A 21,684-nucleotide genomic window follows, 5' to 3' on the forward strand; every position below is an offset into this window, starting at 1 on the left:
GCACTGTTGTCTTGATCGGCACTCTTGCGGTCTGGCCGGATCTGTGCGTGCGGCGTGTGGCCTGTTCACACCGGCGGCCAGGGGATCGACGGCCACTGCCCGGACGGCTCCGGATGGATCCCGGTGCGCAGCAGCTCCGCCACCCGGCCCCGTACGGCGGCCAGCTCGACCGCGGTGATCAGTTCGGCCAGCCGGGTGGCGAGCGGGGCTCCTTCGGCCAACTCGGCGGCCAGCGAGGCAAGTATCTCGCGTGCCTCGTCCGTCAGCGGCTCCCCGGCCCAGCCCCACAGGAGGGTGCGCAGTTTGTCCTCGGCGTGGAAGGTCACGCCGTGGTCGATGCCGTAGAGGCGGCCGTCGGGTGCGGGCAGCAGGTGGCCGCCCTTGCGGTCGCCGTTGTTGATCACTGCGTCGAGGACGGCGAGCCGGCGCAGCCGCGGGTCGTCGGCGTGCACGAGCAGGGCGGTGCGGCCTTCGCCGATGTCGGCGAGGGCGACGGCCTTCCAGCCCTCCGCCGCCTCCTCGCCCTGGACGAGCCCGAGCAGCTCGGCGCCGGGCGCCTCACCCTCCGGGGTCTCGATCCACCGCTGGACCATGCCCTCGCCGTACGGCCCGTCGCGGAGCACGGTGGCGGGCACCAGGCCCCAGCCGGTGGCCTCGGAGACCAGGTAGGCGGCGACCTCGCGCTGGGCGAGGCTCCCGTCGGGGAAGTCCCAGAGCGGGCGCTCGCCCTTGACCGGCTTGTACACGCAGTCGGCGCTCACGCCCTCGTACGTGACGGTGCACAGCAGGACGGCGTTGGACGCCTCCCTGATCCGGCCGACGACGGTCAGCTCGCCCTTGGCGAGCAGTTCCTCGATCTCCCCCGTGGCGGTCACGCCTGGCGCCGGTAGCCGTTCTGGCGCGGGCAGACGTGCCCCTCCGGGTCCAGCGGCAGACTGCACAGCGGGCACGGCGGGCGGCCCGCGTTGACCACGTCCAGGGCCCGCTTGGCGAAGGCCCGGGCCTGGGCGCCGGTGAGGCGGACCCGCAGCATCGGCGGGCCGTTCTCCTCGTCCTGGAGCAGCCGCTCCTCCGCCTCGGCGAGATCCTCGTCCGACTCGGCTTCGAGTTCCACGAGGGCCTGCGCCTCGACGATCATGCGCTGCTCCTCGCCGTCCCAGGCCAGCGCCATGGTGCCGACGCGGAACTCCTCGTCGACGGGGACGTCCAGCGGCGCGGTGTCGGCGGCCTCGGCGGGGGCGACGGCCGGGACCGGGGCGTTGCCGCCGGTGCGCCGTACGACCTCGTCCAGCAGCTCGTCCATGCGCTCCGCCAGCGCCGCGACCTGGGTCTTCTCCAGGGAGACGCTGGTGACGCGGGGGCCGGATGAGGCCTGCAGGAAGAACGTACGGCGTCCCGGCAGACCGACCGTGCCGGCCACGAAGCGGTCCGGGGGGTCGTAGAGGAACACCTGACGGGGCACGTCCGTCTCCAAGTCTCGGCGCAGGGCAAAGCTGCGCGTGTGCGGGCCCATCCACCCTACTGCGCCGTTCGATCACGCCGCGCCCGCGCCGCCTCCCACGACCGCGTTCCCGCCGTCTTCCACTGCTTTGTCCGGCGTCTCGGAGCGCGGCACGAGCGCGCCGAAGTCCCCGGTGTCGCCCAGCCGGAACACGAACGGCCGCGTGGGCGTGTAGCGGACGGCGGTCACGGAGCAGGGGTCGACGTGGATGCGCTGGAAGAGGTCCAGGTGCATGCCCAGGGCGTCGGCGACAAGGGACTTGATGATGTCGCCGTGGGAGCACATCAGGAAGACGGCGTCGCTCCCGTGCTCCTCCTCGATCCGCGTGTTCCAGTCCCGTACGGCCTCCACGGCGCGCGCCTGCATGGCGCGCATGGACTCGCCGCCGGGGAAGGCGGCCGCGGACGGGTGCTGCTGGACGATCTTCATCAGGGGCTCTTCGGCGAGTTCGGAGAGTTTGCGGCCCGACCAGTCGCCGTAGTGGCACTCGCCGATCCGCTCGTCGGTGTGCACCTCCAGGTCCGGCCGGGCGGCCAGCAGCGGTGCGAGCGTCTCCCGGCAGCGCTGGAGCGGGCTGGTGACGGCCGCGGCGAGCGGTACGCCCACGAGCCTCCCGGGCAGCGCGGCGGCCTGCTCGGCGCCGCGCTCGTCGAGGGCCACTCCCGGGGTCCATCCGGCGAGCAGTCCAGCGGTGTTGGCGGTGGACCGCCCGTGTCGTACGAGGATCAGCGTGGCCATGGCGCCAGCCTATGCTCTGGCGCCCAGGTGCGGGCGGGCCGCGGGCAGGGGAGAATGCCCCGCGTGATTGTGGACTGTGCGATTTACCGGGACGGCCGCCGCACCGAGGGGCCCGAGGACTTCTCGGACGCCCTGGACGAGGCGCGGGCGGCCGGTGACGCCTTCCTCTGGGTCGGCATGCACGAGCCGTCGGAGAAGGAATTCGAGTACGTCCGGAGCGAGTTCGGTCTGCACGCGCTGGCGGTGGAGGACGCGCTGACCGCGCACCAGCGCCCGAAGCTGGAGGTGTACGACGATTCGCTGTTCGTCGTCCTCAAACCGGTGATGTACGACGACGACACCGACACGGTGACCGCCGGCGAGCTGATGGTCTTCATCGGCGACTCCTTCGTGGTCACCGTCCGGCACGGCGAGGGGGCCCCGCTGACGGCCGTACGGCGCCGGCTGGAGCAGGAGCCCGACGTACTGCGGCACGGCCCCACGGCGGTGCTGTACGCGGTCTCCGACGCGGTGGTGGACCACTACATCGAGGTGGCGGCTGAGCTGCAGGCGGACCTGGAGGAGCTGGAGGCCGACGTCTTCGCCCCGAACGCCTCCGACACCAAGAACACCGCCTCCAGGATCTACGGCTTCAAGCGGCAGGTGCTGGAGTTCCGCCGGTCGACGAGCCCGCTGCTGCAGCCGATGAACCGGCTCGCCTTCGGGAACGTGCCCTTCGTCCACGACCACTCCCAGCCGTTCTTCCGCGACGTCGCCGACCACCTGACCAAGGCGAACGAGTACATCGAGGGCCTGGACCGGCTGCTGTCGGACGCTCTCGCCGCGCACCTGGCGCAGATGGGAGTCCGGCAGAACGACGACATGCGCAAGATCTCGGCCTGGGCGGCGATGGCGGCCGTCCCCACGATGGTGGCGGGGATCTACGGGATGAACTTCGACGTGATGCCGGAGCTGCGGCACGCCTGGGGCTATCCGGCGGTGATCGTGGTCATGGCGGGCGCGTGTCTGGGCCTGCACCGCTTGTTCAAGCGCCGGGGCTGGCTCTAAGCGGCCTCGGGGAAGTAGGGCTACGCGAACTCGGGCGAGGTGAGCGGCGCTCCGTCCAGGGCGTCGCGCCGCTCGGGCATGGCGAGGCTGACCATCCGGTGCCAGCGGCTGAACCGCTCGTACGCGTACATCCCGTGGATGCCCGCGGCGAGCACGGCCGCCTTCGGCGCGGGCCAGCGCAGCAGTCGGCTCATGTGGTCCATGACGGCGAGGCTCACGTCCCGGTAGACGGCGATCTCGACGAGCGCGCTCTCCCGCAGCACCCCCTGGATGGTGCGGCCGTGTCCCGCCCGGACCAGGCGCAGCAACTCCTCGTGGCAGTAGGCGAGGTGGTTGTCCTCGTCGCGGCTGATCATGCGGATGGCCTTGCCGAGCTCGGGGTGGTCGCCGAAGTTCCTGACCAGCATGTCCATCTGGTCGGCGGCGCGCTGTTCGGTGACCCGGCTGTGCGCGAGGTAGACGACGATGTCGTGCTCGGTCAGCGGCTCCTCGCGGCGCAGCTTCTCGTGCGCGAGACCGATCCCGCGCCGCTCCAGCAGCATCGTGTAGTCGGTCTCGGGCGGTACGGGAACGGGCGGCAGCCCGCGCTTGCGGAGCAGCGCGTTGAAGATCCGCCCGTGCTTGTCCTCGTCGGCGCCGTGCCGGGTGATCTTGGGTGCCAGCCCGCGCATCGAGTCGGGCACGAGAGCCGCGATCCGGGCGTTCTCCCAGCCTCCCTGCGACTCCCCGCTGGCGGCGATGGAGCAGAACAGCTGGAAGGCGTCGTCGTTGTCGACGATCTCCTGGAACAGGCTGCGGGCAGAGAGCATGCAACGAGTCAAACTCCGGTTACCGGGGCGGGCAACCGATGGGTCGCGCTACTCGTCCGAATGAACGAACCAGGGGGATGGCCCACGGCGCGTAACCCGGGGGCCGCCCGGCGCGTTGTTGGCTGTGTCGGCCGTGGCGGGGAAGACCCCCCGAGCCCCCACCACGGCCGCAGACCTTCTTTCCCGGCCCTCAGCCCTCAGCCCCGAGCCCCGGGGGTCAGGCGAGGCCGGCCAGCTCCATGGCCTCAGTGCCGGCCCGCAGGGCGGCGATCCTCTCGTCCAGGGTGAATCCGGCCGGGGCCAGCGTGAGGGTGGTGACGCCGGCCTCCGCGTAGGCCCGCATCCCGTCCGCGATCCGCGCGACCGGGCCGAGCAGGGTGGTCGAGTCGATCAGCGAGTGCGGGACCGCCGCGGCGGCGCCGGTCTTGTCGCCCGCCAGGTACTTGTCCTGGACCTCGGCGGCTTCCTTCTCGTAGCCCATGCGCTGGGCCAGCTGGTTGTAGAAGTTCTGCTTCCGGCTGCCCATGCCGCCCACGTACAGGGCGGTGTACGGGCGGAACATGTCGGCGAGCGCGTTCACGTCATCGCCGAGGGCCAGCGGCACGGTCGGGCAGACGTCGAAGCCCTCCATGGTCAGCCCGGCCTTCTCGCGGCCCGCCCGGATGTGGGTGAGCGCGGTCGCCTCCAGGTGCTCGGCGGCCGGGAAGATCAGCAGCGCGCCGTCGGCGATCTCGCCGGTCTGCTCCAGGTTCTTGGGCCCGATGGCGGCGATGTAGAGCGGGATGTGCTCGCGCTCGGGGTGCACGGTCAGCTTCAGCGGCTTGCCCGGGCCGCCGGGCAGCGGCAGGGTCCAGTGCTCGCCCTCGTACGAGAGGCGCTCGCGGCTCATCGCCTTGCGGACGATCTCCACGTACTCCCGGGTCCGCGCGAGCGGCTTGTCGAACTTGACGCCGTACCAGCCCTCGGAGACCTGCGGGCCGGAGACGCCGAGGCCGAGCCTGAAGCGGCCCTTGGTGAGCGAGTCGAGGGTGGCCGCGGTCATGGCCGTCATGGCGGGCTGACGGGCCGGGATCTGCAGGATCGCCGAGCCGACGTCGATCCGCTCGGTCTGGGCGGCGACCCAGGCGAGGACGGTCGGGGCGTCGGATCCGTAGGCCTCGGCCGCCCAGCAGACGTCGTAGCCGAGGCGGTCGGCCTCCTGCGCGACGGCGAGGTTGTCGGCGTCCATGCCCGCACCCCAGTAGCCGAGATTGATGCCGAGCCGCATGTGTCGTCCCCTTACCGAATTTACCGATCAGTAACGTGCGTGTCCGGGGACTGTAGCGCGCCCGGAGCCCATCCGTCAGCGCCCCAGTAGTCTCAGCGCTCATGGAGCAGAGGCATCTCGGCCGCACCGGACTGCGCGTCTCCCGGATCGGCCTCGGCACCCTGACCTGGGGCCGCGACACCGGCGAGGAAGCCGCCGCCGAGCAGGTGAAGACGTTCTGGGAGGCGGGCGGCACGCTCGTCGACACGGCCGACGTGTACGGCGGCGGGGAGGCGGAGTACCTCCTCGGGCAGTTGGTGGGCGGGCTGGTCCCGCGCCGGGACCTGGTGATCGCGACCAAGGCGGGCAGCGTGCCGGATCCGGACCGGCGCTTCGACGGCTCGCGCGGGCACCTGCTGGCCGCGCTCGACGCCTCGCTGGACCGGCTGGGCACCGATTACGTCGACCTCTGGCAGGTGCACGCCTTCGACCCGGCGACCCCGCTGGAGGAGACCCTGCAGGCGCTGGACCTCGCCGTGAGCAGCGGCCGCGCCCGGTACGCCGGGGTGGCGGGCTTCTGCGGCTGGCAGCTGGCGAAGGCGGCCACCTGGCAGCTCGCGGTCCCGGGGGTACGGACCCGGCTGGCCTCGACGCAGATGGAGTACTCGCTGCTCCAGCGGGGCGTGGAGCGGGAGGTGCTGCCGGCCGCGCTGGACCTGGGCATCGGACTCCTCCCCTCCTCCCCGCTGGGGCGCGGGGTCCTGACGGGGAAGTACCGGGGCGGCGTCCCTGCGGACTCCCGGGGCGCCTCGCAGACCCTGGCCGCCCTGGTGGAGCCGTACCTGGACGAGGCCGCGGGCCGCATCGTGGACGCGGTGATGACGGCGGCCCAGGGACTGGCGGTGACCCCGCTCCAGGTGGCCCTGGCGTGGATCCGGGACCGGCCGGGGGTGGTCGCGCCGATCGTCGGCGCGCGGACGTCGGCGCAGCTCGCGGCGGCTCTGTCGGTGGAGGCCCTTAGTCTTCCGGAGGAGATCTGCCGGGCGCTGGACGATGTTTCGGCGCCCGTGCACCGCTACCCCGATCAGGACTGGAGCACTCTGTGAGTACGGACCGCCAAGCCGAGCCCGCTACCTCGGAGGAACCGGCCGAGCCGCAGCCCGCCGCCGACGGCGGACCCGGTACCGGCTCGGACGAAGCCCCGACGGCCGGGCCGCAGGACGCCTCCGACGGTGAAGCGGAGGAGGCGGACGTCGAGCCGGGCGAGGCCGAGGAGGACGGCGAGCAGGCCGCGGCAGACGCCCCGGAGGGCACCGGCGAAGGCGACGAGCAGGCCGCGGAGGCGGGCGCCGGAGCCGGGCTCAGCGAGGCGCAGGCCGAGCTGGCCGCGCAGAAGGTCGAGCGGGAGCGGATCGCCCGGCGCAAGGCCGAGCGGGAAGGGCCCGTCGACGCCGGGGCGAAGCTCAGCGGGAAGGCCGCGGACCTGCTCGCCGCCGTACGGGCCGTGGAGAGCGGGGCGAAGCCGCCCGCCGTGTACTTCGACGAGGCCCCGGCCGCGCCGCGCAAGGCGGCCCCCGCTCCCCCTCCGCCGCCCCGCAGGACGGCGGAGGCGCCGGCCGCCGCCCCCTCCTCCGACACCGTCGACGGCGTACGGGCCGTCCTGGCCCGCGGCGGCGCGCCCGAGGCACTCGCCGCCCCGGCCGCGGCCGCGCTCGGCGACGACCCGGCCGGCCGGCTCGCCGCCAACCCCTGGCTGCTGCTGTCGGTCCCCGCGGTCCGCCCGACCCAGGCGGACGGTTTCGCGCGGGCCCTGCTGGGCCCCGAGGCCGGTCCGGGCGACGAGCGCCGCACGGCCGCCCTGGTGGGCTGGCTGCTGGTCCAGGCGGGGCTCAAGGGGCACACCGCGCTGGAGGCGCCGGTCCTGGAGAAGGCTCTCGCCCAGTACGGCGTGCCGGAGCCCGCCGAGGCCCTGGAACTGGCCATCGCCGAGGGCTCGGTGCTGGTCTTCCACGAGCCCTTGGGCCCGCCGGCCGGCGAAGCCGCCGAGGACACCGAGCGGCCCGTGAGGGTCCTGGTGGGCCTGGAGGGCCCGGCGATGGCCGAGGAGAGCCTGGCCGACGGCCTGGCCCGGATCGCCGGCACCTTCGACGCCCCGGCCGACTGGGAGAAGGCCGCCACCGGACCGGGCTCTGAGCTGATCCGCGCGGTCGCGGGCCACGGTCTGGTCACCCACACCGGCGGCGAGGCCGCCCGCGCCGAACCGCTCGCCCTGCTGGCCGCGGCCCGGGAGCTCGGCCTGCGCGCCTGCCTGGCCGCGCACGTCCCCCCGGCCGAAGGCGTCACCGTCACCGGGCTGCTCTCCGGGGGGCAGGGGCCCGGCCGGGACGCCGACGGGCGGTTCGCGCTGGACCTGCTGATCGTGCTGGACGCGCCGCAGCTGGACGTGGAGGCCGCCGCCGCGCTGGTGGAGTCCGTCCCGGACGGGGCCCGGCTGGTGCTCTCCGGGGATCCGGCGGTGCTCGGCTCCGCCGGGGCCGGGCGGGTGTTCGCCGATCTGCTGGCGGCCCGTACCTGCCCCCGGGTGGTCTCCCGCGTCCCGGACCCGGGGCCCCTGGGCGAGCTGGTCTCGGGGGTCGGCATCGGGGAGCTGAACCAGGTCGAGGCTCCCGGCAAGGAGGTCGTCATCGTCCCGGTGCAGGACGCCGGGGAGGCCGTGCACCGTGCCGTACAGCTGGTGGCCGAGTCGGTGCCGCGGGCCTTCGGGATCCCGGCGGACAGCGTGCAGGTGATCACCCCGGGCCACGGCGGCTCGGCGGGTACCCGGGCGCTGAACGCCGCCCTCAAGGAGCGGCTGAACCCCGGCCCGGGCCGGTTCGGCGGCTTCGACCCCGGTGACCGGGTGGTCCACGTGCCGTCCCCCGGGCGGGCCCTGCCGGCCCGGATGGTGTCGGCCGACGCGCAAGGCCTGCACCTGGACCGCGCGGGCGAGCGGGTCGTCGTACCGAAGGAGCTGGTGGAATCCCAGGTGCGGCACGGCTGGGCGATCACCGCGCACCAAGCCGTGGGCGCGCGCTGGCCCGCGGTGGTCGTCGTACTGCCGGGTGACGCGGCGCAGGCCCTCTCCCGGGACTGGGTGTACAGCGCGTTCGGGCGGGCCGAGCGGCACCTGTCCGTGGTGCACGGCGTGGACCAGGCGCTGCCGCACGCGGTGGCGGAGGTCCTGCCGAAGCCGCGCACGACCCGGCTGACGGGGCTGCTGACGGCCCTCGCCACGGCGGGCGGGCAGCCGGAGTGAACCGGCGCGCGGTTCCCGCCCCTCGGGGCGGGAACCGCGCGTCCGGATCGGGGGTCGGGGATCAGGCCGTGGTGAGTCCGGTCTCCGCGGTCTCGGCCTCGTCCGCGTCTTCGGCCGCGTCTTCGGCCGCGTCGTCGTCCTCGTCCTCGTCGAACTCGTCGGTCTCTTCGTCGAATACGGCGCTGACGTCGAACCGGTGCAGCACGTCCTCCGGATCGGTGTGCCCGAAGGGCGAGCCCAGCCACTCCCCGGGTTCGGCGACCTCCTCCGAGGCTGCGATCCACAGGGTGGAGTCGCCCTCCTCCAGCCCGAACTCCTTGTAGCGGGAGGCGATCTCGTCGGGCTCGTACTCCCCGAAGAGCACGCCCAGCGCGCCGGCGGTGCCGCCGTCGTGGACGAGTTCGGCCTCCCGGTCGTGCGCGGCGACGCGCCCGGCCTGGGCGATCAGCCGCGGCGGCTCGACGACGGCGTAGTCGCGGCGGATGAGCACGCTGAAGGCGGCGGGCTCGGCGGGACCGGTGTACGGGACGCCGTCCTCGGGCGTGGGGATCTCGAAGGGGGTGACTTCGTCGTAGCGGTCGTAGAGGAGTTCGTCGTACTCCTCGGCGGCGGCGGCGAGTTCGTTGAAGGCGGCGTAGACGTCCGGGTCCTCGTCCCCGGTCCTGCGCTCGACCGCGGCGAGGTGGCGGTCGAGCGCGGCCTTGACCGCCTCGGCGGCGGCGCGTACCTCGGCAATGGTGGGCAGAGCGGCATCAGACATAGAGCAGACGCTATCCGTAGCAGGGCTCTGCCCGCACAATAGATGCGATGCCGGAATACGAATTTGTCGACGTGTACGTGCCTCGCGGCGTCCCGCGCAAGGAGGCGACCCGCCTGCTGACCGATCATGCCGAGTACGGGAACTGGGAGCTCGACCGCCTGACCCTGCACCGGGACGGCAGCCGCCGTGTGCGGCTGCGCCGCCGGATCATCCGCCAGGTCCGCGCGACCTGGTGACGCGGGCCCCGGGGACGGGGCCCGCGCCGTGAGCAGCCGTCAGGCGGCGTTGCGGGCGCGCCGGTAGAGCACCGTGCCGCCCAGCAGCAGGCCGCCGGCGAGCGGGAGGCCTGCGGTCAGGACGTCACCGCCGCCGGTGGCGGCGAGGACGGCCGGCCCCGACGGGGCGGGGGCGGCGACGCTCGCGCCGGGCCCCTGGGCGGGGTGCGTGGCGGGCGTGACGGAGCCCGAGGACGGGCTGTTGTCCGTACGCGGGGTACCGGGCTTGCCCGGCGTGTGACCACCAGGCTTGCCCGGCGTGTGGCCGCCGGGCGTGCCCGGGTGATCCGGGTGGTCGTCGCACGGTTCGCCGTCGTCGCCTCCCGGGTTTCCGGGGTGGCCCGGAGTGCCGGGGTGGCCCGGAGTGCCGGGGTGGCCCGGAGTGCCCGGGTTGCCGGGGTGGTCGGGGTTCCCCGGCTTGCCGCCGTGGTCCGGACCGTTGGAACAGCGGTTCCCGAACGCCGGGTTCAGCAGACCGATGACGTCGATGGTGTTGCCGCAGACGTTCACCGGCGCGTCCACGGGAGCCTGGACGTTGTTCCCGGACAGCACGCCCGGGGAATTCGCGGCCTGGCCGGAGGCTCCGGAGTCCGCGTGAGCGTAACCCCCGCCCATCGCGAGGACACCTCCCGCGGCCGCCATCGTGATCAGGGTCTTCCTGGTGACCTGTACCGGTCGTCGCATTGTGAACTCGTCCCCTGGTGTGTGCGCCGACGCTCCGGCTCCCCTGCCGGATGCGCCGAGAATGATCGATCGGGCCGAAAAAGCCCAGCGGCCCCGGAGCGCTGGAATGCGCTCCGGGGCCCAAGACTTCAGACGCGTCAGGCGTTGACGCAGGTGTTGCCGAAGGCCGGGTTCAGCAGGCCGACGATGTTGACCGTGTTACCGCACACGTTCACCGGGATGTGAACGGGGACCTGGAGCACGTTGCCCGACAGGACACCGGGCGAGCCGATGGCCGCACCCTGAGCACCGGCGTCGGCGTGAGCCAGACCCGCGCCCGCGAGAACCAGGCCACCGGTGGCAGCCGCAGCGGCGACAACCTTCTTGATCATTGTTCCTCCTAGTAGGCAAGTGCGGTCCCAGCCGCGGACCGCACCACCTGTAACGAGGAGGGATCACCAGGGCTACGAGCGTATGAGTGCATTCACTCTTCTCAGTGGTTTGCGCACACCCCTGCGAATCTCAGGCGTTGTCGATGAACCGGTCGAGGACGCGCACGCCGAACTTCAGCCCGTCCACCGGCACCCGCTCGTCCACGCCGTGGAACATCCCGGCGAAGTCCAGCTCGGGCGGCAGCTGCAGCGGCGCGAAGCCGAAGCAGCGGATCCCGAGGTCGTCGAAGGACTTCGCGTCCGTACCGCCCGAGAGCATGTACGGGACCGCCCGCGCGATCGGGTCCTCGGCCTTCAGGGCGCCCTGCATCGCGTCGACCAGGCGGCCGTCGAAGTCCGTCTCCAGGGCCTTGTCCGCGTGTACGTCCTCCCGCTTGACCCGGGGGCCGAGGATGCGGTCGAGGTCGGCGAAGAACTCGTCCTCGTAGCCCGGCAGGAAGCGGCCGTCGACGTGGGCGGTCGCCTGGCCGGGAATGACGTTGACCTTGTAGCCGGCGCCGAGCATCGTCGGAGCGGCGGAGTTGCGCAGCGTCGCGCCGACCATCTTGGCGATGCCGCCGAGCTTGGCGAGCGTGGCGTCCATGTTGTCCGGGTCCAGCGGGGTGCCGAGCGCGTCCGAGAGCTCGTCCAGGAAGCTCCGTACGGTCTTGGTCACGCGCACCGGCCACTGGTGGCGCCCGAGCCGCCCCACGGCCTCGCAGAGCTCCGTGATGGCGTTGTCGTTGTTGGTCATGGAGCCGTGGCCCGCGGTGCCCTCCACCGTGAGCCGCATCCAGTGCATGCCCTTCTGCGCGGTCTCCACGAGATAGAGCCGCAGGTTCTCGTTCACCGTGAAGGAGAAGCCGCCGACCTCGCCGATGGCCTCGGTCACGCCCTCGAAGAGCTCCGGGTGCTTGTCGACGAGGTGCCGCGCCCCGTACACGCCGCCGGCCTCCTCGTCGGCGAGGAAGGCCAGCACGATGTCGCGCGGGGGCTTGCGTCCGCTGCGCATCCGGTCGCGTACGACGGCCAGCGTCATCGCGTCCATGTCCTTCATGTCGACGGCGCCGCGGCCCCAGACGCAGCCGTCGGCGATCTCGCCCGAGAACGGGTCGTAGGTCCAGTCGGCGGCGTTGGCCGGAACCACGTCGGTGTGCCCGTGGATCAGCAGCGCGGGCCGCGAGGGGTCCTCGCCCTCGATGCGCGCCACCGTCGAGGCCCGCCCCTTGTGCGACTCGAAGATCTGCGGCTCCAGCCCGACCTCCGCGAGCTTCTCGGCCACCCACTCGGCCGCCTTGCGTTCGCCGGGGCCCGAGTGGTCTCCGTAGTTGCTGGTGTCGATCCGGATGAGGTCCCGGCAGAGGTCGACGACCTCGTCCTCACCGGAGACGGTCCTGCCCGCGCTCGACTCGCTCACGCTGCTTCCTCCCACTGATCGGTACCGAACTGCCCCCATACTCCCGCTCCGGGCCGTTCTCCCCAAGGGAGATCCCCGGCCACCGGGGGGTGTGATCGAGGGCCCCGGAATGTTTGGTAATGTTTTCCACGTCGGAACGGCCCGCGAGGGACGCGAGACAGACACCTTGTCCGGGTGGCGGAATGGCAGACGCGCTAGCTTGAGGTGCTAGTGCCCTTTATCGGGCGTGGGGGTTCAAGTCCCCCCTCGGACACAAGAGAAGGACCCCGCTTCGGCGGGGTCCTTTTTCGTTGCCCGCGCGCGTGCGGGAACGGCTGCGGGGCCCCGCGCGCTGCGGGGCCCCTTGGCCGGGCGGACTGCTGGAGGTCAGTCGCGGGCTGCGGCGAGCGCGGCCACGCGGCGGCGGACCAGGAACCAGCCGCCGACCAGGGCGGCGCCGATGACCGGGACGAACATGACCGTGGTGCGGCCCACACCGCCGTCGCACCACATCAGGACCAGGACCGTGAGGAGGAAGACCAGCGTGACGATCTGGGTGTACGGGGCCCAGGGCAGGCGGTAGGCGGGGCGTTCTACCAGGCCCTGCTTCGCGCGGCTCCAGAAGAACAGCGAACAGATCATGACCATCGCCCAGGTGCCGAGGATGCCGAGCGAGGCGAAGTTGAGGACGAGCTCGAAGGCCTCGTCCTCCATGAAGTAGTTCAGGACGACACCGGCGACGCCGAAGGCGGCGGTGAACAGGACCCCGCCGTAGGGGACCTTGCCCTTGTTCATGCGGGCGGTGAACTTCGGCGCGGAACCGGAGATCGCCATCGAGCGCAGGATCCGGCCGGTGGAGTAGAGGCCGGAGTTCAGGCTGGAGAGGGCGGCGGTCAGGGCGACCAGGTTCATGACGCCCGCGGCGCCGGGGACGCCGAGCTTGTCGAAGACGGTGACGAAGGGGCTCTGGTCGGAGCTGTACTCGGTGTACGGGAGCAGCAGCGCGAGCAGGACCACGGAGCCCACGTAGAACAGGCCCACGCGCCACATGATCGAGTTGATGGCCTTCGGCATGATCTTCTCGGGGTTCTCGGTCTCGCCGGCGGCGACGCCGCACAGCTCGACGGAGGCGTACGCGAAGACCACGCCCTGGATCACCAGGAGCATCGGGAGGACGCCGGAGGGGAAGATGCCGCCGTTGTCGGTGATGGAGGCCAGGCCCGGGGTGTGGCCGCCGATCTCGTGGCTGGTGGCGACGAGCCAGATGCCGACGATCAGGAAGATCACCAGGGCGGCGACCTTGACCAGGGAGAACCAGAACTCCATCTCGCCGAAGTACTTCACCGAGATCAGGTTCGCGGTGAGGACGACGGCGAGTGCGATGAAGGCGAGGACCCACTGGGGGACCTCGGTGAACATCGACCAGAAGTGGGCGTAGGTCGCGGCGGCCGTGATGTCGGCGACGGTGGTCGTGGACCAGTTCAGGAAGTACAGCCAGCCGGCCGTGTAGGCGCCCTTCTCGCCCATGAACTCGCGGGCGTAGGAGACGAACGCTCCGGAGGAGGGGCGGTAGAGCACGAGCTCGCCGAGGGCCCGGACGACGAAGAAGGCGAAGACTCCGCACACCGCGTAGGCGATGGCGAGGGAGGGGCCCGCTCCGGCGAGGCGGCCGCCGGCGCCGAGGAACAGGCCGGTGCCTATCGCCCCGCCGATGGCGATCATGTTGATGTGGCGGGACTTGAGGTCCTTGCTGTAGCCCTCGTCACCGGCGTCGACATGGCGGGAAGACGCCGGGGCGGGAGCCTCGGCCAAGGTGCGGTCACTCATGTATGACTTCGCCTTCGTGGGGGTCGGACAGGCAGGACCGGACCGTGCGCAGGGGAGCTGGGTGGTGTCCCCTGCGCGGCGGTCCGGTCGTTTTGATCGCCCCAGGAGACCATGGGGGTCCGCCACCCGCCAAAATCGACCTGCACGCACCGAAGCCCCCGACGACCTTGGAAAGGGGTGTCGGGGGCTTCATAGGCGCTGGAAAGCCAGGCTCTGGGGTCAGTCGGCGGTGGTGGCCTCTGCCGCCTGGTCGAGGCGGAAGGCTTCGTTGCCCAGGCCGATGCGGGCGTGCACCTCGGGGCGGCGGCTGCGCAGCACCGCCCCGTAGACCAGGCCGGTCACGACGGCCGCGGCGATGATGCCCGGCAGCGCCCAGCTGAGCGCGGAGCCCTTCTCGGCGCCGACCAGGACGCCGAAGTCCTTGACGGTGTAGACGGCGATGGCGAGCAGCGCGAGACCGGCGACGCCGGCCGCGACGAGCCGCCACACCTGGGCGCCGGCGGTGCCGCGGCGGACGAAGAAGGCGATGACGGCGAAGGAGGCGGCGGCCATGAGAAGGGTCACGCCGAGGGCGCCGACGCTGCCCATCCAGGTGAACAGGTGCAGTACGGGGGCGGTGGGGTCGCCTGCGGGCAGGTCGTCGGTGACGGCGAAGGCGATCACGACGACGGCGGAGACAGCGGTCTGCAGGAGGGATCCGGTGCCGGGGGCGCCGGTGCCGGCGTTGGTCCGGCCGAAGGCGGCCGGGAGCAGGCCCTCACGGCCCATCGCGAAGGCGTAGCGGGCGACCACGTTGTGGAAGCTGAGCATGGCCGCGAACATGCCGGTCACGAAGAGGACGTGCAGGACGTCGGTGAAGGTGGCGCCCAGGCGGTCCTCGGTGAGTTGGAAGAGCAGGCCGGGGCCGGCCTCGGCGGCGGTCTTGACGACCTCGGCGGGGCCGGTGGCGACGGTGAGGGCCCAGGCGCTGAGGGCGAAGAAGAGGGCGGCGAAGCCGACGGCGAGGAACATCACCCGGGAGACGACGATGTGCGGCTTGCTGGTCTCCTCCGCGTACACCGGGGACTGTTCGAAGCCGACGAAGGCGGCGATGCAGAAGCAGAGGGCGGTGCCGAGGCCGGGACCGCTCAGGGTCTCGGGGTTGAAGGCGTGCAGCGAGAGGCCTTCGGCTCCGGGCTTGCCGAGGGCGGCGGCGTCGAAGACGACGACGAGGGCGCACTCGATGAGGAGGAGGACGCCGAGGACCTTGGCGTTGAGGTCGATCTTGAGCCAGCCGAGGGCGCCGGTGGCGGCGACGGCGAGCAGCGCCGGTATCCACCAGGCGAGTTCGATCTTCAGGTAGGTGGCGAAGAGGCCGGATATCTCGAAGCCGAGGATGCCGTAGACGCCGACCTGCATGGCGCTGTACGCGACGAGGGCGACGAGGGAGGCGCCGGCGCCCGCGGTGGGGCCGAGGCCGCGGGCGATGTACGCGTAGAAGGCGCCGGCGTTGTGGACGTGGCGGCTCATCTCGGCGTAGCCGATGCTGAAGAGCGCGAGGACGGCGCCGAGGATGACGAAGAGCAGCGGCTGGCCCACGATGCCCATGACGCCGAAGGTGGTGGGCATCACGCCGGCGACCACCATCAGGGGCGCGCTGGCGGCGAGTACGGAGAGCAGCAGGCCGGCGGTGCCGAGGCGGTCGGCGCGCAGGGCGCGGTCCTGGCCCTTGTACGTGCGGATCTCGGCCGGGTCCTGGAGCGTGGTGGATCTGCCCGTCGGCATGGCGGCGTCCTTTCGGAGATGCGGATGGGGCGGGGGTGATCGGGGTGCTTCGGAATGCTTCGGGATGCTTCGGGGGCCCGGGGTCAGGCGGTGCCGAGTGCTGCGCTGCGTGCGGCGAGGAAGGCCTTGTGCGGGTCGAGGTCCGGGTAGGACCAGGGGGCGCGGGTGGCGTGGCTGCCGATGCGGTGGAAGAGGGCGGCCGCCTCGGCGGGGCGGCCCTCGCAGAGCTTGGCGTGGGCGAGGAAGTTGAGGTCGACGCGGTTGCGGGGGTGGTCCTCGCGCTCCCACTCCAGCCACCAGTCGAAGGCGGAGCGCAGCACCTGGCGGGCGCGGCGGCCGGACCAGTGGGCGGCGGCGCTCTGGGGGGTGTGGCCCTGCGTGGCGGCGAGCACCCGGTAGCGCTCGGCGTGCGCGATGACGGGGAGCACGGCGAGCGGGGAGTCGGCCGGGGACTCCTCGGCGGCCCAGGCAGCGAAGTCGTAGACCTCGTGGAGCGGGTCCTGGCCGTCGGCGGGGGTGCGCTCGGCCAGTCTGGCGACCATCAGGTGGTGGGCGTGGTGGTGCTCGCGGTGGCGCGCCCGGACCTGGTCGAAGTGGCGGCTGAACTCCTCCTCGCTGCCGAAGGCCTTGGACAGCAGCAGCAGGCCGAGCCAGGGGGTGGGGTCGGCGGGGAGCAGGGTGGCGGCCCGGTGGCAGGCCTCCTCGGCGGCGGCCGGTGTGCCCTTGCGGCGCAGGGCGGTGAAGACGGCGGCGCAGGCGAGGAGGGTGGCGGCGTCGGCGCTCTCGGGTTCGGCGAGCAGCCATTCGCGGGCCCACGCGGTGGCCGCCGGGGTCTCGGCGAGAACGACGACGCGGTGGCCGCGGCGGTCCCAGTCGTCGCCGGTGCCGACGAGCAGCGACCGGGCCCGGGACCAGCGGCCCTGGGTGAACTGACTGCGTGCGTCGACGAGTTCGGCGTCGCAGAGGGCGGGGTCGAAGAGCTGGGCGTCGCGCTTGCGGGCGCGGCCGAGGGGCGGCGGAGGTGGGGACATCCGCGGGTTTCCCTCCAGGACGCGGGCGGGCACAGTGCGAACGATGGCCGGAACAGGTGCATGGCGCAGGGGAGTTGTCCGGTCGGGTGGTGCGCGATCCGGCCGGTGGGCGATCCGGATGATCACGCACAGCAAACCGGTACTCACAGCTCCACGTCAAGGTCCAGTCCAGTCGGTGGCGGGTTTCAACTGGTATCACCCTGGGCCCAGTTGGTCGTGGCAGCGGCGGCGAGCGGCGCGAAGTCGACTGACACCGGCGCGAACGCGGCGTACGAGGCCGACAGGACGACACGCGTCACTGGCCGAATGCTGCGCCTCGCGCGAGCCGTCCGGAGGGCCTGCCCGGGGCCCGGCCGCAGCCCGCCCCGGGCAGGGCGGCGCGGGTCGGGTCGGGTCGGGTCGGGTCAGCCGACCGCCTGGGCCGCCGCACGGCCCGCCGCACGGCCCGAGAAGACGCAGCCGCCCAGGAAGGTGCCCTCCAGCGCCCGGTAGCCGTGGACCCCGCCGCCGCCGAAGCCGGCCGCCTCACCCGCTGCGTAGACGCCGGGCAGCGGTTCGCCGTCCGGGGTCAGGACGCGTGAGGAGAGGTCGGTCTCCAGGCCGCCCAGGGACTTGCGGGTCAGGATGGACAGCCGCACCGCGATCAGCGGCCCGGCCTCCGGGTCCAGGATCCGGTGCGGCGCGGCCGTGCGGATCAGCCTGTCGCCGAGGTACTTGCGGGCGCCGTGGATGGCCGTGACCTGGAGGTCCTTGGTGAACGGGTTGGCGATCTCCCGGTCGCGGGAGGTGATCACGCCGCGCAGGGCGGCCTCGTCGATCAGGTCCGCCTTGGTGACGGCGTTCATCCCGCGGACCAGGGCGGACAGGTCGCGCTCCACGACGAAGTCCACGCCGTTGTCCATGAAGGCCTTGACCGGGCCGGGTACGGCCTGTCGCGCGCGGGAGATGACGTCGCGGACGGACTTGCCGGTGAGGTCCGGGTTCTGCTCGGAGCCCGAGAGGGCGAACTCCTTGCCGATGACGCGCTGGTTGAGCACGAACCAGGTGTGGTCGTGGCCGGTCTTCATGATGTGGTCGAGCGTGCCGAGGGTGTCGAAGCCCGGGAAGAGCGGTACGGGCAGCCGCTTGCCGGTCGCGTCCAGCCAGAGGGAGGAGGGGCCGGGCAGGATGCGTATGCCGTGCTTGGACCAGATCGGGTTCCAGTTGTCGATGCCCTCGGTGTAGTGCCACATCCGGTCCTTGTTGATGTGGCTGGCGCCCGCCTCCTCCGCGATCCCGAGCATCAGCCCGTCCACGTGGGCGGGGACCCCGGAGAGCAGGCGCTCGGGCGGGGTGCCGAGCCGGGCGGGCCACTGCGCGCGTACGAGGTCGTGGTTGCCGCCGATGCCGCCGCTGGTCACGATCACGGCCTGGGCCCGGAGGGAGAAGGCCCCGGCGGCCTCGCGGCTGCTCGCGGTGCCCCGTACGGCGTCGGAGGGCTCCAGGATCTCGCCCGTCACGGTGTCGACGGCTCCCGCGGTCCGGGACAGGCCGGTCACCCGGTGGCGGAACCTCAGCTGGACCAGGCCGCGGGCCACGCCCGCGCGGACGCGCCGCTCGAAGGGCTCGACCAGGCCCGGTCCGGTGCCCCAGGTGATGTGGAAACGGGGGACGGAGTTCCCGTGGCCGTCGGCGTCGTAGCCGCCGCGCTCCGCCCAGCCGACCACCGGGAAGAAGCGGACGCCCTGCGCGTGCAGCCAGGAACGCTTCTCGCCGGCGGCGAAGTCCACGTAGGCCTCGGCCCAGCGGCGCGGCCAGGCGTCCTCCTCGCGGTCGAATCCGGCGGTGCCCAGCCAGTCCTGGAGGGCGAGCTCGTGGCTGTCCTTGATCCGCATCCGGCGCTGCTCGGGCGAGTCCACGAGGAACATGCCGCCGAAGGACCAGTGGGCCTGGCCGCCGATGGACTGTTCGGGCTCCTGGTCGAGCAGGATGACCTTGCGGCCCGCGTCGACGAGTTCGGCGGTGGCCGCGAGTCCGGCCAGTCCGGCGCCGATCACGATCACGTCTGCGTCGTACGTCATGCGATACCCGTCCTCCGTCAGTGGTGGGGCGATCTTTGGCTACGGAGCGGTAACCAGTCAACAGCGGTGATTGGATGAATGGCGTGAGTGCCGCTGATGAAGTACTGGACGTGGTGGACCGGGACGACCGGGTGACGGGGCAGGCCGCGCGGGGCGAGGTGTACGCCCGCGGGCTGATCCACCGCTGTGTGTTCGTGCAGGCCAGGGACGCGCAGGGGCGGATCTTCGTCCACCGGCGGACCGCGTCGAAGCTCGTGTTCCCCTCCTTCTACGACATGTTCGTGGGCGGGGTGCTGGGCACCGGGGAGAGCTACGAGGAGGCCGCCCTGCGGGAGGCCGAGGAGGAGCTCGGGGTCCGCGGGCTGCCGCAGCCCGTACCTCTGTTCAAGTTCCTGTACGAGGGTCCGGGCGGGGCGTGGTGGTCGTACGTGCACGAGGTGCGGTGCGAGCTGCCGGTGGCCCCGCAGGAGTCGGAGGTGGACTGGCACGCGTACCTGACGCAGGAGGAGCTGGACCGGCGCGTCGCGGACGGGTCGTGGGCGTGGGTGCCGGACGGGCTGGAGGCCTATCGGCGGCTGCGGGAGTTCCGGGGGCCGCGCCAGTAGATTGGCCGGGTGATCGACTTCGTCAAGGACCTGCGCCTCTGGTTCGCGCCGTCGCGCCTGAGTGACGAGGGCGAGACCCCCGACTACCGCTTCTCGCTGGCCAATGAGCGGACCTTCCTGGCCTGGATCCGGACCGCGCTGGCGCTGGTGGGCGGCGGTTTCGCCGTCGACCAGTTCCTGCCGGACCTGCGGTGGGGCGTGCGGGTCGGGATGTCCTTCGCGCTGCTCGCGGTGGGTGCGGCCTGTGCGCTGCGGGCCGTGAACCACTGGGTGCGGTGCGAGCGGGCGATGCGGCGGGGCGAGGACCTGCCGCTGTCGCGGTTCCCGGTGGTGCTGAGCCTGGGGGTCGGGCTGGTCGCGGTGGCGATGATGGTGGTCGTGCTGCTGGGCTGGACGTCGGGGCGGTGAGCACCCCGGGTGAGGTCCGCGACGCCGGGCTGCAGCCCGAGCGGACCCGGCTCGCGTGGCGGCGTACGACGCTGGCCTGCTCGGTCGTGGCGGTGCTCGCGCTGCGGCAGGCGCTGCGCGGGTCCGGCAGGCCGGTGGAGGTGGCCGGGGCGGCGGTGACCGCGCTGATCTGGGTGGCGTTCCTGTGGGTGGCGCACCGGCGGATCCGGGCGCTGGCGGCCGGGCCGCCGCCGCGGGTGCTCGGGCCGCGGTCGGCCCTGGCGGTGGTGGCGTGCACGGTGGCCCTGGCGGTGTTCGCGGTGGCCGTGATCATCTGAACTGCCGGTCGGATGATCGCGCTTCTTCGCGTCATCGCGACATCTCGGGCGAAAGGGGACGATCCGCACTAGCCTCGGCGGCATGACGACCATGCACCAGGAACACGCCACGCACAAGCACGAGCACGGCGCCGGCTGCGGACACCAGGCTGTCTCGCACGGCGATCACGTCGACTACGCGCACGACGGCCACCTGCACCGGGAGCACTCCGGGCACTGGGACGAGTGCGAGACCCAGGGACACACCACCCACGACGGTCACGCGCACGCCCACGGCCCGGACTGCGGGCACGAGACGGTCCGGCACGGGGACCACGTCGACTACGTGCACGACGGGCACCGGCACGCCGCGCACGACGGCCACTACGACGACCACTGACCGCCCCCGCGAGCACTGACGGAACCTCCGGTCAGTGCGGCCGCGGTCAGGAGCGGTACCCGCCCTCCCCCGGCGCCGCGACGGCTGGCAGGATGCCGACCGCCCGTCAAAGCGACCCGGGGAGAGCGCAGATGCCCGTCGATGAGCCTTACCTCGTCCAGCCCGCACCAGGGGTGTACGCCTACGTCCAGCCGGACGGCGGCTGGTGCCTCAACAACGCCGGCTTCGTCAGCGACGGCGGCAGGACCCTGCTCGTCGACACCGCCGCCACCGAGCGGCGGGCCCTCGCCCTGCGCGAGGCCGTCGTGACGGCCGGGGTGCCGCTCCCCCGCACCGTGGTCAACACCCATCACCACGGCGACCACACTTACGGCAACGGCGTGTTCGCCCCCGAGGCGCTGATCCTCGCTCATGACAACGCACGGACCGAGCAGCTCACCGCCGGGCACCAGCTGGAGATGATCTGGCCCGCGACGGACTTCGGCGCGATAGACATCACGGCGCCCGACCTCACCTACAGCGACCGGATGACCCTGCACGTCGGCGAGACGGAGGTGCGGGTCATCCACCCCGGCGTCGCGCACACCACCGGCGACTCGATCGTGTGGCTGCCCCGGCAGGGCGTCGTCTTCACGGGCGACCTGGTCTTCGCCGGGGGGACGCCGTTCCTCGCGATGGGCTCACTGGCCGGCTCGCTGCGGGCGCTGGAGCTGCTCGGCTCGCTGGACGCGCAGACCGTCGTACCGGGCCACGGGCCCCTGACGGACCCGTCGGCCTACGAGGCCACCGAGCGCTATCTGCGGTACGTGTCCGAACTGGCCGCCGAGGGACACGCGAAGGGGCTGACCCCGCTGGAGGCCGCCCGGCGGGCCGATCTCGGCGAGTTCGCCGCCTGGCGGGAGAGCGAGCGGCTGGTGGCGAACCTGCACCGGGCCTACGCGGAACTGGCCGGGGAGCCGGAGGGCGTCGCCCTGGACATCCTGGCGGTGCTGCGGGACATGACGGTGATGAACGGCGGGACGCCGATCCTCTGTCACGCCTGACCGCGGGGCCTGGCCGTCAAGCATGACGGCCAGGCCCGCGGGCCTGGCGCGAACGCGCGCGGGGCGCGGCCGCGAGAGTTCTTTCGGCC

22 protein-coding genes and 1 tRNA gene are annotated in these 21,684 nt (G+C 72.5%); 10 read left to right on the top strand and 13 right to left on the bottom strand.

The annotated features are described in order from the left end of the window. Nucleotides 1-65 precede the first annotated feature (65 nt). The 3 genes from OG429_RS09505 to OG429_RS09515 all read right to left on the bottom strand — a co-directional run bounded on the left by OG429_RS09505 (nucleotide 66) and on the right by OG429_RS09515 (nucleotide 2,239). Nucleotides 66-908 carry an SCO1664 family protein gene (locus OG429_RS09505; protein ID WP_328930207.1) on the bottom strand — a complete coding sequence of 281 codons (843 nt, stop codon included), beginning with the start codon at nucleotides 906-908 and terminating at the stop codon, nucleotides 66-68. Continuing rightward, a complete protein-coding gene (locus OG429_RS09510) occupies nucleotides 872-1,462 on the bottom strand; it encodes a DUF3090 domain-containing protein (protein WP_328924864.1) in 591 nt (196 codons plus the stop codon). The genes OG429_RS09505 and OG429_RS09510 overlap by 37 nt, the downstream gene beginning before the upstream one ends. A 72-nt stretch (nucleotides 1,463-1,534) precedes the next feature. Then, entirely contained in the window at nucleotides 1,535-2,239 is a 705-nt protein-coding gene (locus OG429_RS09515; protein WP_328924865.1) for a histidine phosphatase family protein, read from the bottom strand. 54 nt (nucleotides 2,240-2,293) lie between these two features. On the opposite strand from OG429_RS09515, the gene OG429_RS09520 reads away from it, so the two are divergent. Beyond that, nucleotides 2,294-3,286, top strand: coding sequence for a magnesium and cobalt transport protein CorA (locus OG429_RS09520; protein WP_328924866.1), 993 nt, complete (start codon nucleotides 2,294-2,296; stop codon nucleotides 3,284-3,286). Nucleotides 3,287-3,306: 20 nt separating this feature from the next. On the opposite strand, the gene OG429_RS09525 is transcribed toward OG429_RS09520, so the two are convergent. Further along, the gene (locus OG429_RS09525) at nucleotides 3,307-4,095 is read right to left on the bottom strand and encodes a ferritin-like domain-containing protein (protein WP_328924867.1); all 789 of its coding nucleotides are present in this window, start codon (nucleotides 4,093-4,095) and stop codon (nucleotides 3,307-3,309) included. A 217-nt stretch (nucleotides 4,096-4,312) separates the two neighbouring features. Continuing rightward, nucleotides 4,313-5,362: an LLM class F420-dependent oxidoreductase gene (locus OG429_RS09530; protein WP_328924868.1), complete on the bottom strand. Its 1,050-nt coding sequence runs from the start codon at nucleotides 5,360-5,362 to the stop codon at nucleotides 4,313-4,315. Between the two features lie 101 nt (nucleotides 5,363-5,463). On the opposite strand from OG429_RS09530, the gene OG429_RS09535 reads away from it, so the two are divergent. Both OG429_RS09535 and OG429_RS09540 read left to right on the top strand, forming a co-directional pair. Beyond that, nucleotides 5,464-6,447 carry an aldo/keto reductase gene (locus OG429_RS09535; RefSeq protein ID WP_328924869.1) on the top strand — a complete coding sequence of 328 codons (984 nt, stop codon included), beginning with the start codon at nucleotides 5,464-5,466 and terminating at the stop codon, nucleotides 6,445-6,447. Continuing rightward, nucleotides 6,444-8,636 carry a DNA helicase RecD gene (locus OG429_RS09540; protein WP_443051241.1) on the top strand — a complete coding sequence of 731 codons (2,193 nt, stop codon included), beginning with the start codon at nucleotides 6,444-6,446 and terminating at the stop codon, nucleotides 8,634-8,636. Before OG429_RS09535 ends, OG429_RS09540 begins: the two co-directional genes overlap by 4 nt. Before the next feature lie 61 nt (nucleotides 8,637-8,697). Here OG429_RS09540 and OG429_RS09545 read toward each other — a convergent pair whose 3' ends face one another. Next, nucleotides 8,698-9,396 carry a hypothetical protein gene (locus OG429_RS09545; RefSeq protein ID WP_328924870.1) on the bottom strand — a complete coding sequence of 233 codons (699 nt, stop codon included), beginning with the start codon at nucleotides 9,394-9,396 and terminating at the stop codon, nucleotides 8,698-8,700. 47 nt (nucleotides 9,397-9,443) lie between these two features. Between OG429_RS09545 and OG429_RS09550 the strand changes: the two genes are divergently transcribed. Beyond that, on the top strand, nucleotides 9,444-9,632 hold the full coding sequence (locus OG429_RS09550) for a DUF5703 family protein (protein ID WP_031146791.1): 189 nt from the start codon (nucleotides 9,444-9,446) through the stop codon (nucleotides 9,630-9,632). Between the two features lie 39 nt (nucleotides 9,633-9,671). On the opposite strand, the gene OG429_RS09555 is transcribed toward OG429_RS09550, so the two are convergent. The 3 genes from OG429_RS09555 to OG429_RS09565 all read right to left on the bottom strand — a co-directional run bounded on the left by OG429_RS09555 (nucleotide 9,672) and on the right by OG429_RS09565 (nucleotide 12,182). Continuing rightward, a complete protein-coding gene (locus OG429_RS09555) occupies nucleotides 9,672-10,355 on the bottom strand; it encodes a chaplin (protein ID WP_328924871.1) in 684 nt (227 codons plus the stop codon). A gap of 137 nt (nucleotides 10,356-10,492) precedes the next feature. Then, entirely contained in the window at nucleotides 10,493-10,726 is a 234-nt protein-coding gene (locus OG429_RS09560; protein ID WP_328924872.1) for a chaplin, read from the bottom strand. Nucleotides 10,727-10,856: 130 nt separating this feature from the next. Next, nucleotides 10,857-12,182: a M20/M25/M40 family metallo-hydrolase gene (locus OG429_RS09565; RefSeq protein WP_328924873.1), complete on the bottom strand. Its 1,326-nt coding sequence runs from the start codon at nucleotides 12,180-12,182 to the stop codon at nucleotides 10,857-10,859. Nucleotides 12,183-12,350: 168 nt separating this feature from the next. Here OG429_RS09565 and OG429_RS09570 point away from each other — a divergent pair. Beyond that, nucleotides 12,351-12,435, top strand: a tRNA-Leu gene (locus OG429_RS09570). 113 nt (nucleotides 12,436-12,548) lie between these two features. On the opposite strand, the gene OG429_RS09575 is transcribed toward OG429_RS09570, so the two are convergent. From OG429_RS09575 to OG429_RS09590, 4 genes are all read right to left on the bottom strand, one after another. Then, complete coding sequence (locus OG429_RS09575) at nucleotides 12,549-13,988, bottom strand: amino acid permease (RefSeq protein ID WP_328924874.1); 1,440 nt, start codon at nucleotides 13,986-13,988, stop codon at nucleotides 12,549-12,551. 219 nt (nucleotides 13,989-14,207) lie between these two features. Continuing rightward, nucleotides 14,208-15,752 (bottom strand): APC family permease, encoded by a 1,545-nt coding sequence (locus OG429_RS09580; RefSeq protein ID WP_328924875.1) that lies wholly within the window; start codon nucleotides 15,750-15,752, stop codon nucleotides 14,208-14,210. 83 nt (nucleotides 15,753-15,835) lie between these two features. Beyond that, nucleotides 15,836-16,783, bottom strand: a complete 948-nt coding sequence (locus tag OG429_RS09585; RefSeq protein WP_328924876.1) for a hypothetical protein — start codon at nucleotides 16,781-16,783, stop codon at nucleotides 15,836-15,838. Nucleotides 16,784-17,187: 404 nt separating this feature from the next. Continuing rightward, nucleotides 17,188-18,843, bottom strand: coding sequence for an FAD-binding dehydrogenase (locus OG429_RS09590; RefSeq protein ID WP_328924877.1), 1,656 nt, complete (start codon nucleotides 18,841-18,843; stop codon nucleotides 17,188-17,190). Nucleotides 18,844-18,917: 74 nt separating this feature from the next. Between OG429_RS09590 and OG429_RS09595 the strand changes: the two genes are divergently transcribed. The 5 genes from OG429_RS09595 (at nucleotide 18,918) to OG429_RS09615 (ending at nucleotide 21,595) form a co-directional block, all read left to right on the top strand. Then, a complete protein-coding gene (locus OG429_RS09595; protein WP_405680193.1) occupies nucleotides 18,918-19,448 on the top strand; it encodes an NUDIX domain-containing protein in 531 nt (176 codons plus the stop codon). Nucleotides 19,449-19,457: 9 nt separating this feature from the next. Next, a complete protein-coding gene (locus OG429_RS09600; protein WP_328924879.1) occupies nucleotides 19,458-19,856 on the top strand; it encodes a YidH family protein in 399 nt (132 codons plus the stop codon). Next, nucleotides 19,853-20,173, top strand: coding sequence for a DUF202 domain-containing protein (locus OG429_RS09605; protein WP_328924880.1), 321 nt, complete (start codon nucleotides 19,853-19,855; stop codon nucleotides 20,171-20,173). The genes OG429_RS09600 and OG429_RS09605 overlap by 4 nt, the downstream gene beginning before the upstream one ends. An 82-nt stretch (nucleotides 20,174-20,255) precedes the next feature. Next, complete coding sequence (locus OG429_RS09610) at nucleotides 20,256-20,552, top strand: hypothetical protein (protein WP_328924881.1); 297 nt, start codon at nucleotides 20,256-20,258, stop codon at nucleotides 20,550-20,552. A 131-nt stretch (nucleotides 20,553-20,683) separates the two neighbouring features. Further along, nucleotides 20,684-21,595: an MBL fold metallo-hydrolase gene (locus tag OG429_RS09615; RefSeq protein WP_328924882.1), complete on the top strand. Its 912-nt coding sequence runs from the start codon at nucleotides 20,684-20,686 to the stop codon at nucleotides 21,593-21,595. The last annotated feature ends 89 nt before the right edge of the window (nucleotides 21,596-21,684 follow it).

This window comes from Streptomyces sp. NBC_00190 (assembly GCF_036203305.1).
Classification (GTDB): Bacteria; Actinomycetota; Actinomycetes; order Streptomycetales; family Streptomycetaceae; genus Streptomyces.

Coding starts and splice junctions, on each gene's coding strand:
- OG429_RS09515 (WP_328924865.1), bottom strand. CDS start 2,239: ATGGCCACGCTGATCCTCGTACGACACGGGCGGTCCACCGCCAACACC.
- OG429_RS09520 (WP_328924866.1), top strand. CDS start 2,294: ATGCCCCGCGTGATTGTGGACTGTGCGATTTACCGGGACGGCCGCCGC.
- OG429_RS09525 (WP_328924867.1), bottom strand. CDS start 4,095: ATGCTCTCTGCCCGCAGCCTGTTCCAGGAGATCGTCGACAACGACGAC.
- OG429_RS09530 (WP_328924868.1), bottom strand. CDS start 5,362: ATGCGGCTCGGCATCAATCTCGGCTACTGGGGTGCGGGCATGGACGCC.
- OG429_RS09535 (WP_328924869.1), top strand. CDS start 5,464: ATGGAGCAGAGGCATCTCGGCCGCACCGGACTGCGCGTCTCCCGGATC.
- OG429_RS09545 (WP_328924870.1), bottom strand. CDS start 9,396: ATGTCTGATGCCGCTCTGCCCACCATTGCCGAGGTACGCGCCGCCGCC.
- OG429_RS09550 (WP_031146791.1), top strand. CDS start 9,444: ATGCCGGAATACGAATTTGTCGACGTGTACGTGCCTCGCGGCGTCCCG.
- OG429_RS09555 (WP_328924871.1), bottom strand. CDS start 10,355: ATGCGACGACCGGTACAGGTCACCAGGAAGACCCTGATCACGATGGCG.
- OG429_RS09560 (WP_328924872.1), bottom strand. CDS start 10,726: ATGATCAAGAAGGTTGTCGCCGCTGCGGCTGCCACCGGTGGCCTGGTT.
- OG429_RS09575 (WP_328924874.1), bottom strand. CDS start 13,988: ATGAGTGACCGCACCTTGGCCGAGGCTCCCGCCCCGGCGTCTTCCCGC.
- OG429_RS09580 (WP_328924875.1), bottom strand. CDS start 15,752: ATGCCGACGGGCAGATCCACCACGCTCCAGGACCCGGCCGAGATCCGC.
- OG429_RS09585 (WP_328924876.1), bottom strand. CDS start 16,783: ATGTCCCCACCTCCGCCGCCCCTCGGCCGCGCCCGCAAGCGCGACGCC.
- OG429_RS09590 (WP_328924877.1), bottom strand. CDS start 18,843: ATGACGTACGACGCAGACGTGATCGTGATCGGCGCCGGACTGGCCGGA.
- OG429_RS09595 (WP_405680193.1), top strand. CDS start 18,918: ATGAATGGCGTGAGTGCCGCTGATGAAGTACTGGACGTGGTGGACCGG.
- OG429_RS09610 (WP_328924881.1), top strand. CDS start 20,256: ATGACGACCATGCACCAGGAACACGCCACGCACAAGCACGAGCACGGC.
- OG429_RS09615 (WP_328924882.1), top strand. CDS start 20,684: ATGCCCGTCGATGAGCCTTACCTCGTCCAGCCCGCACCAGGGGTGTAC.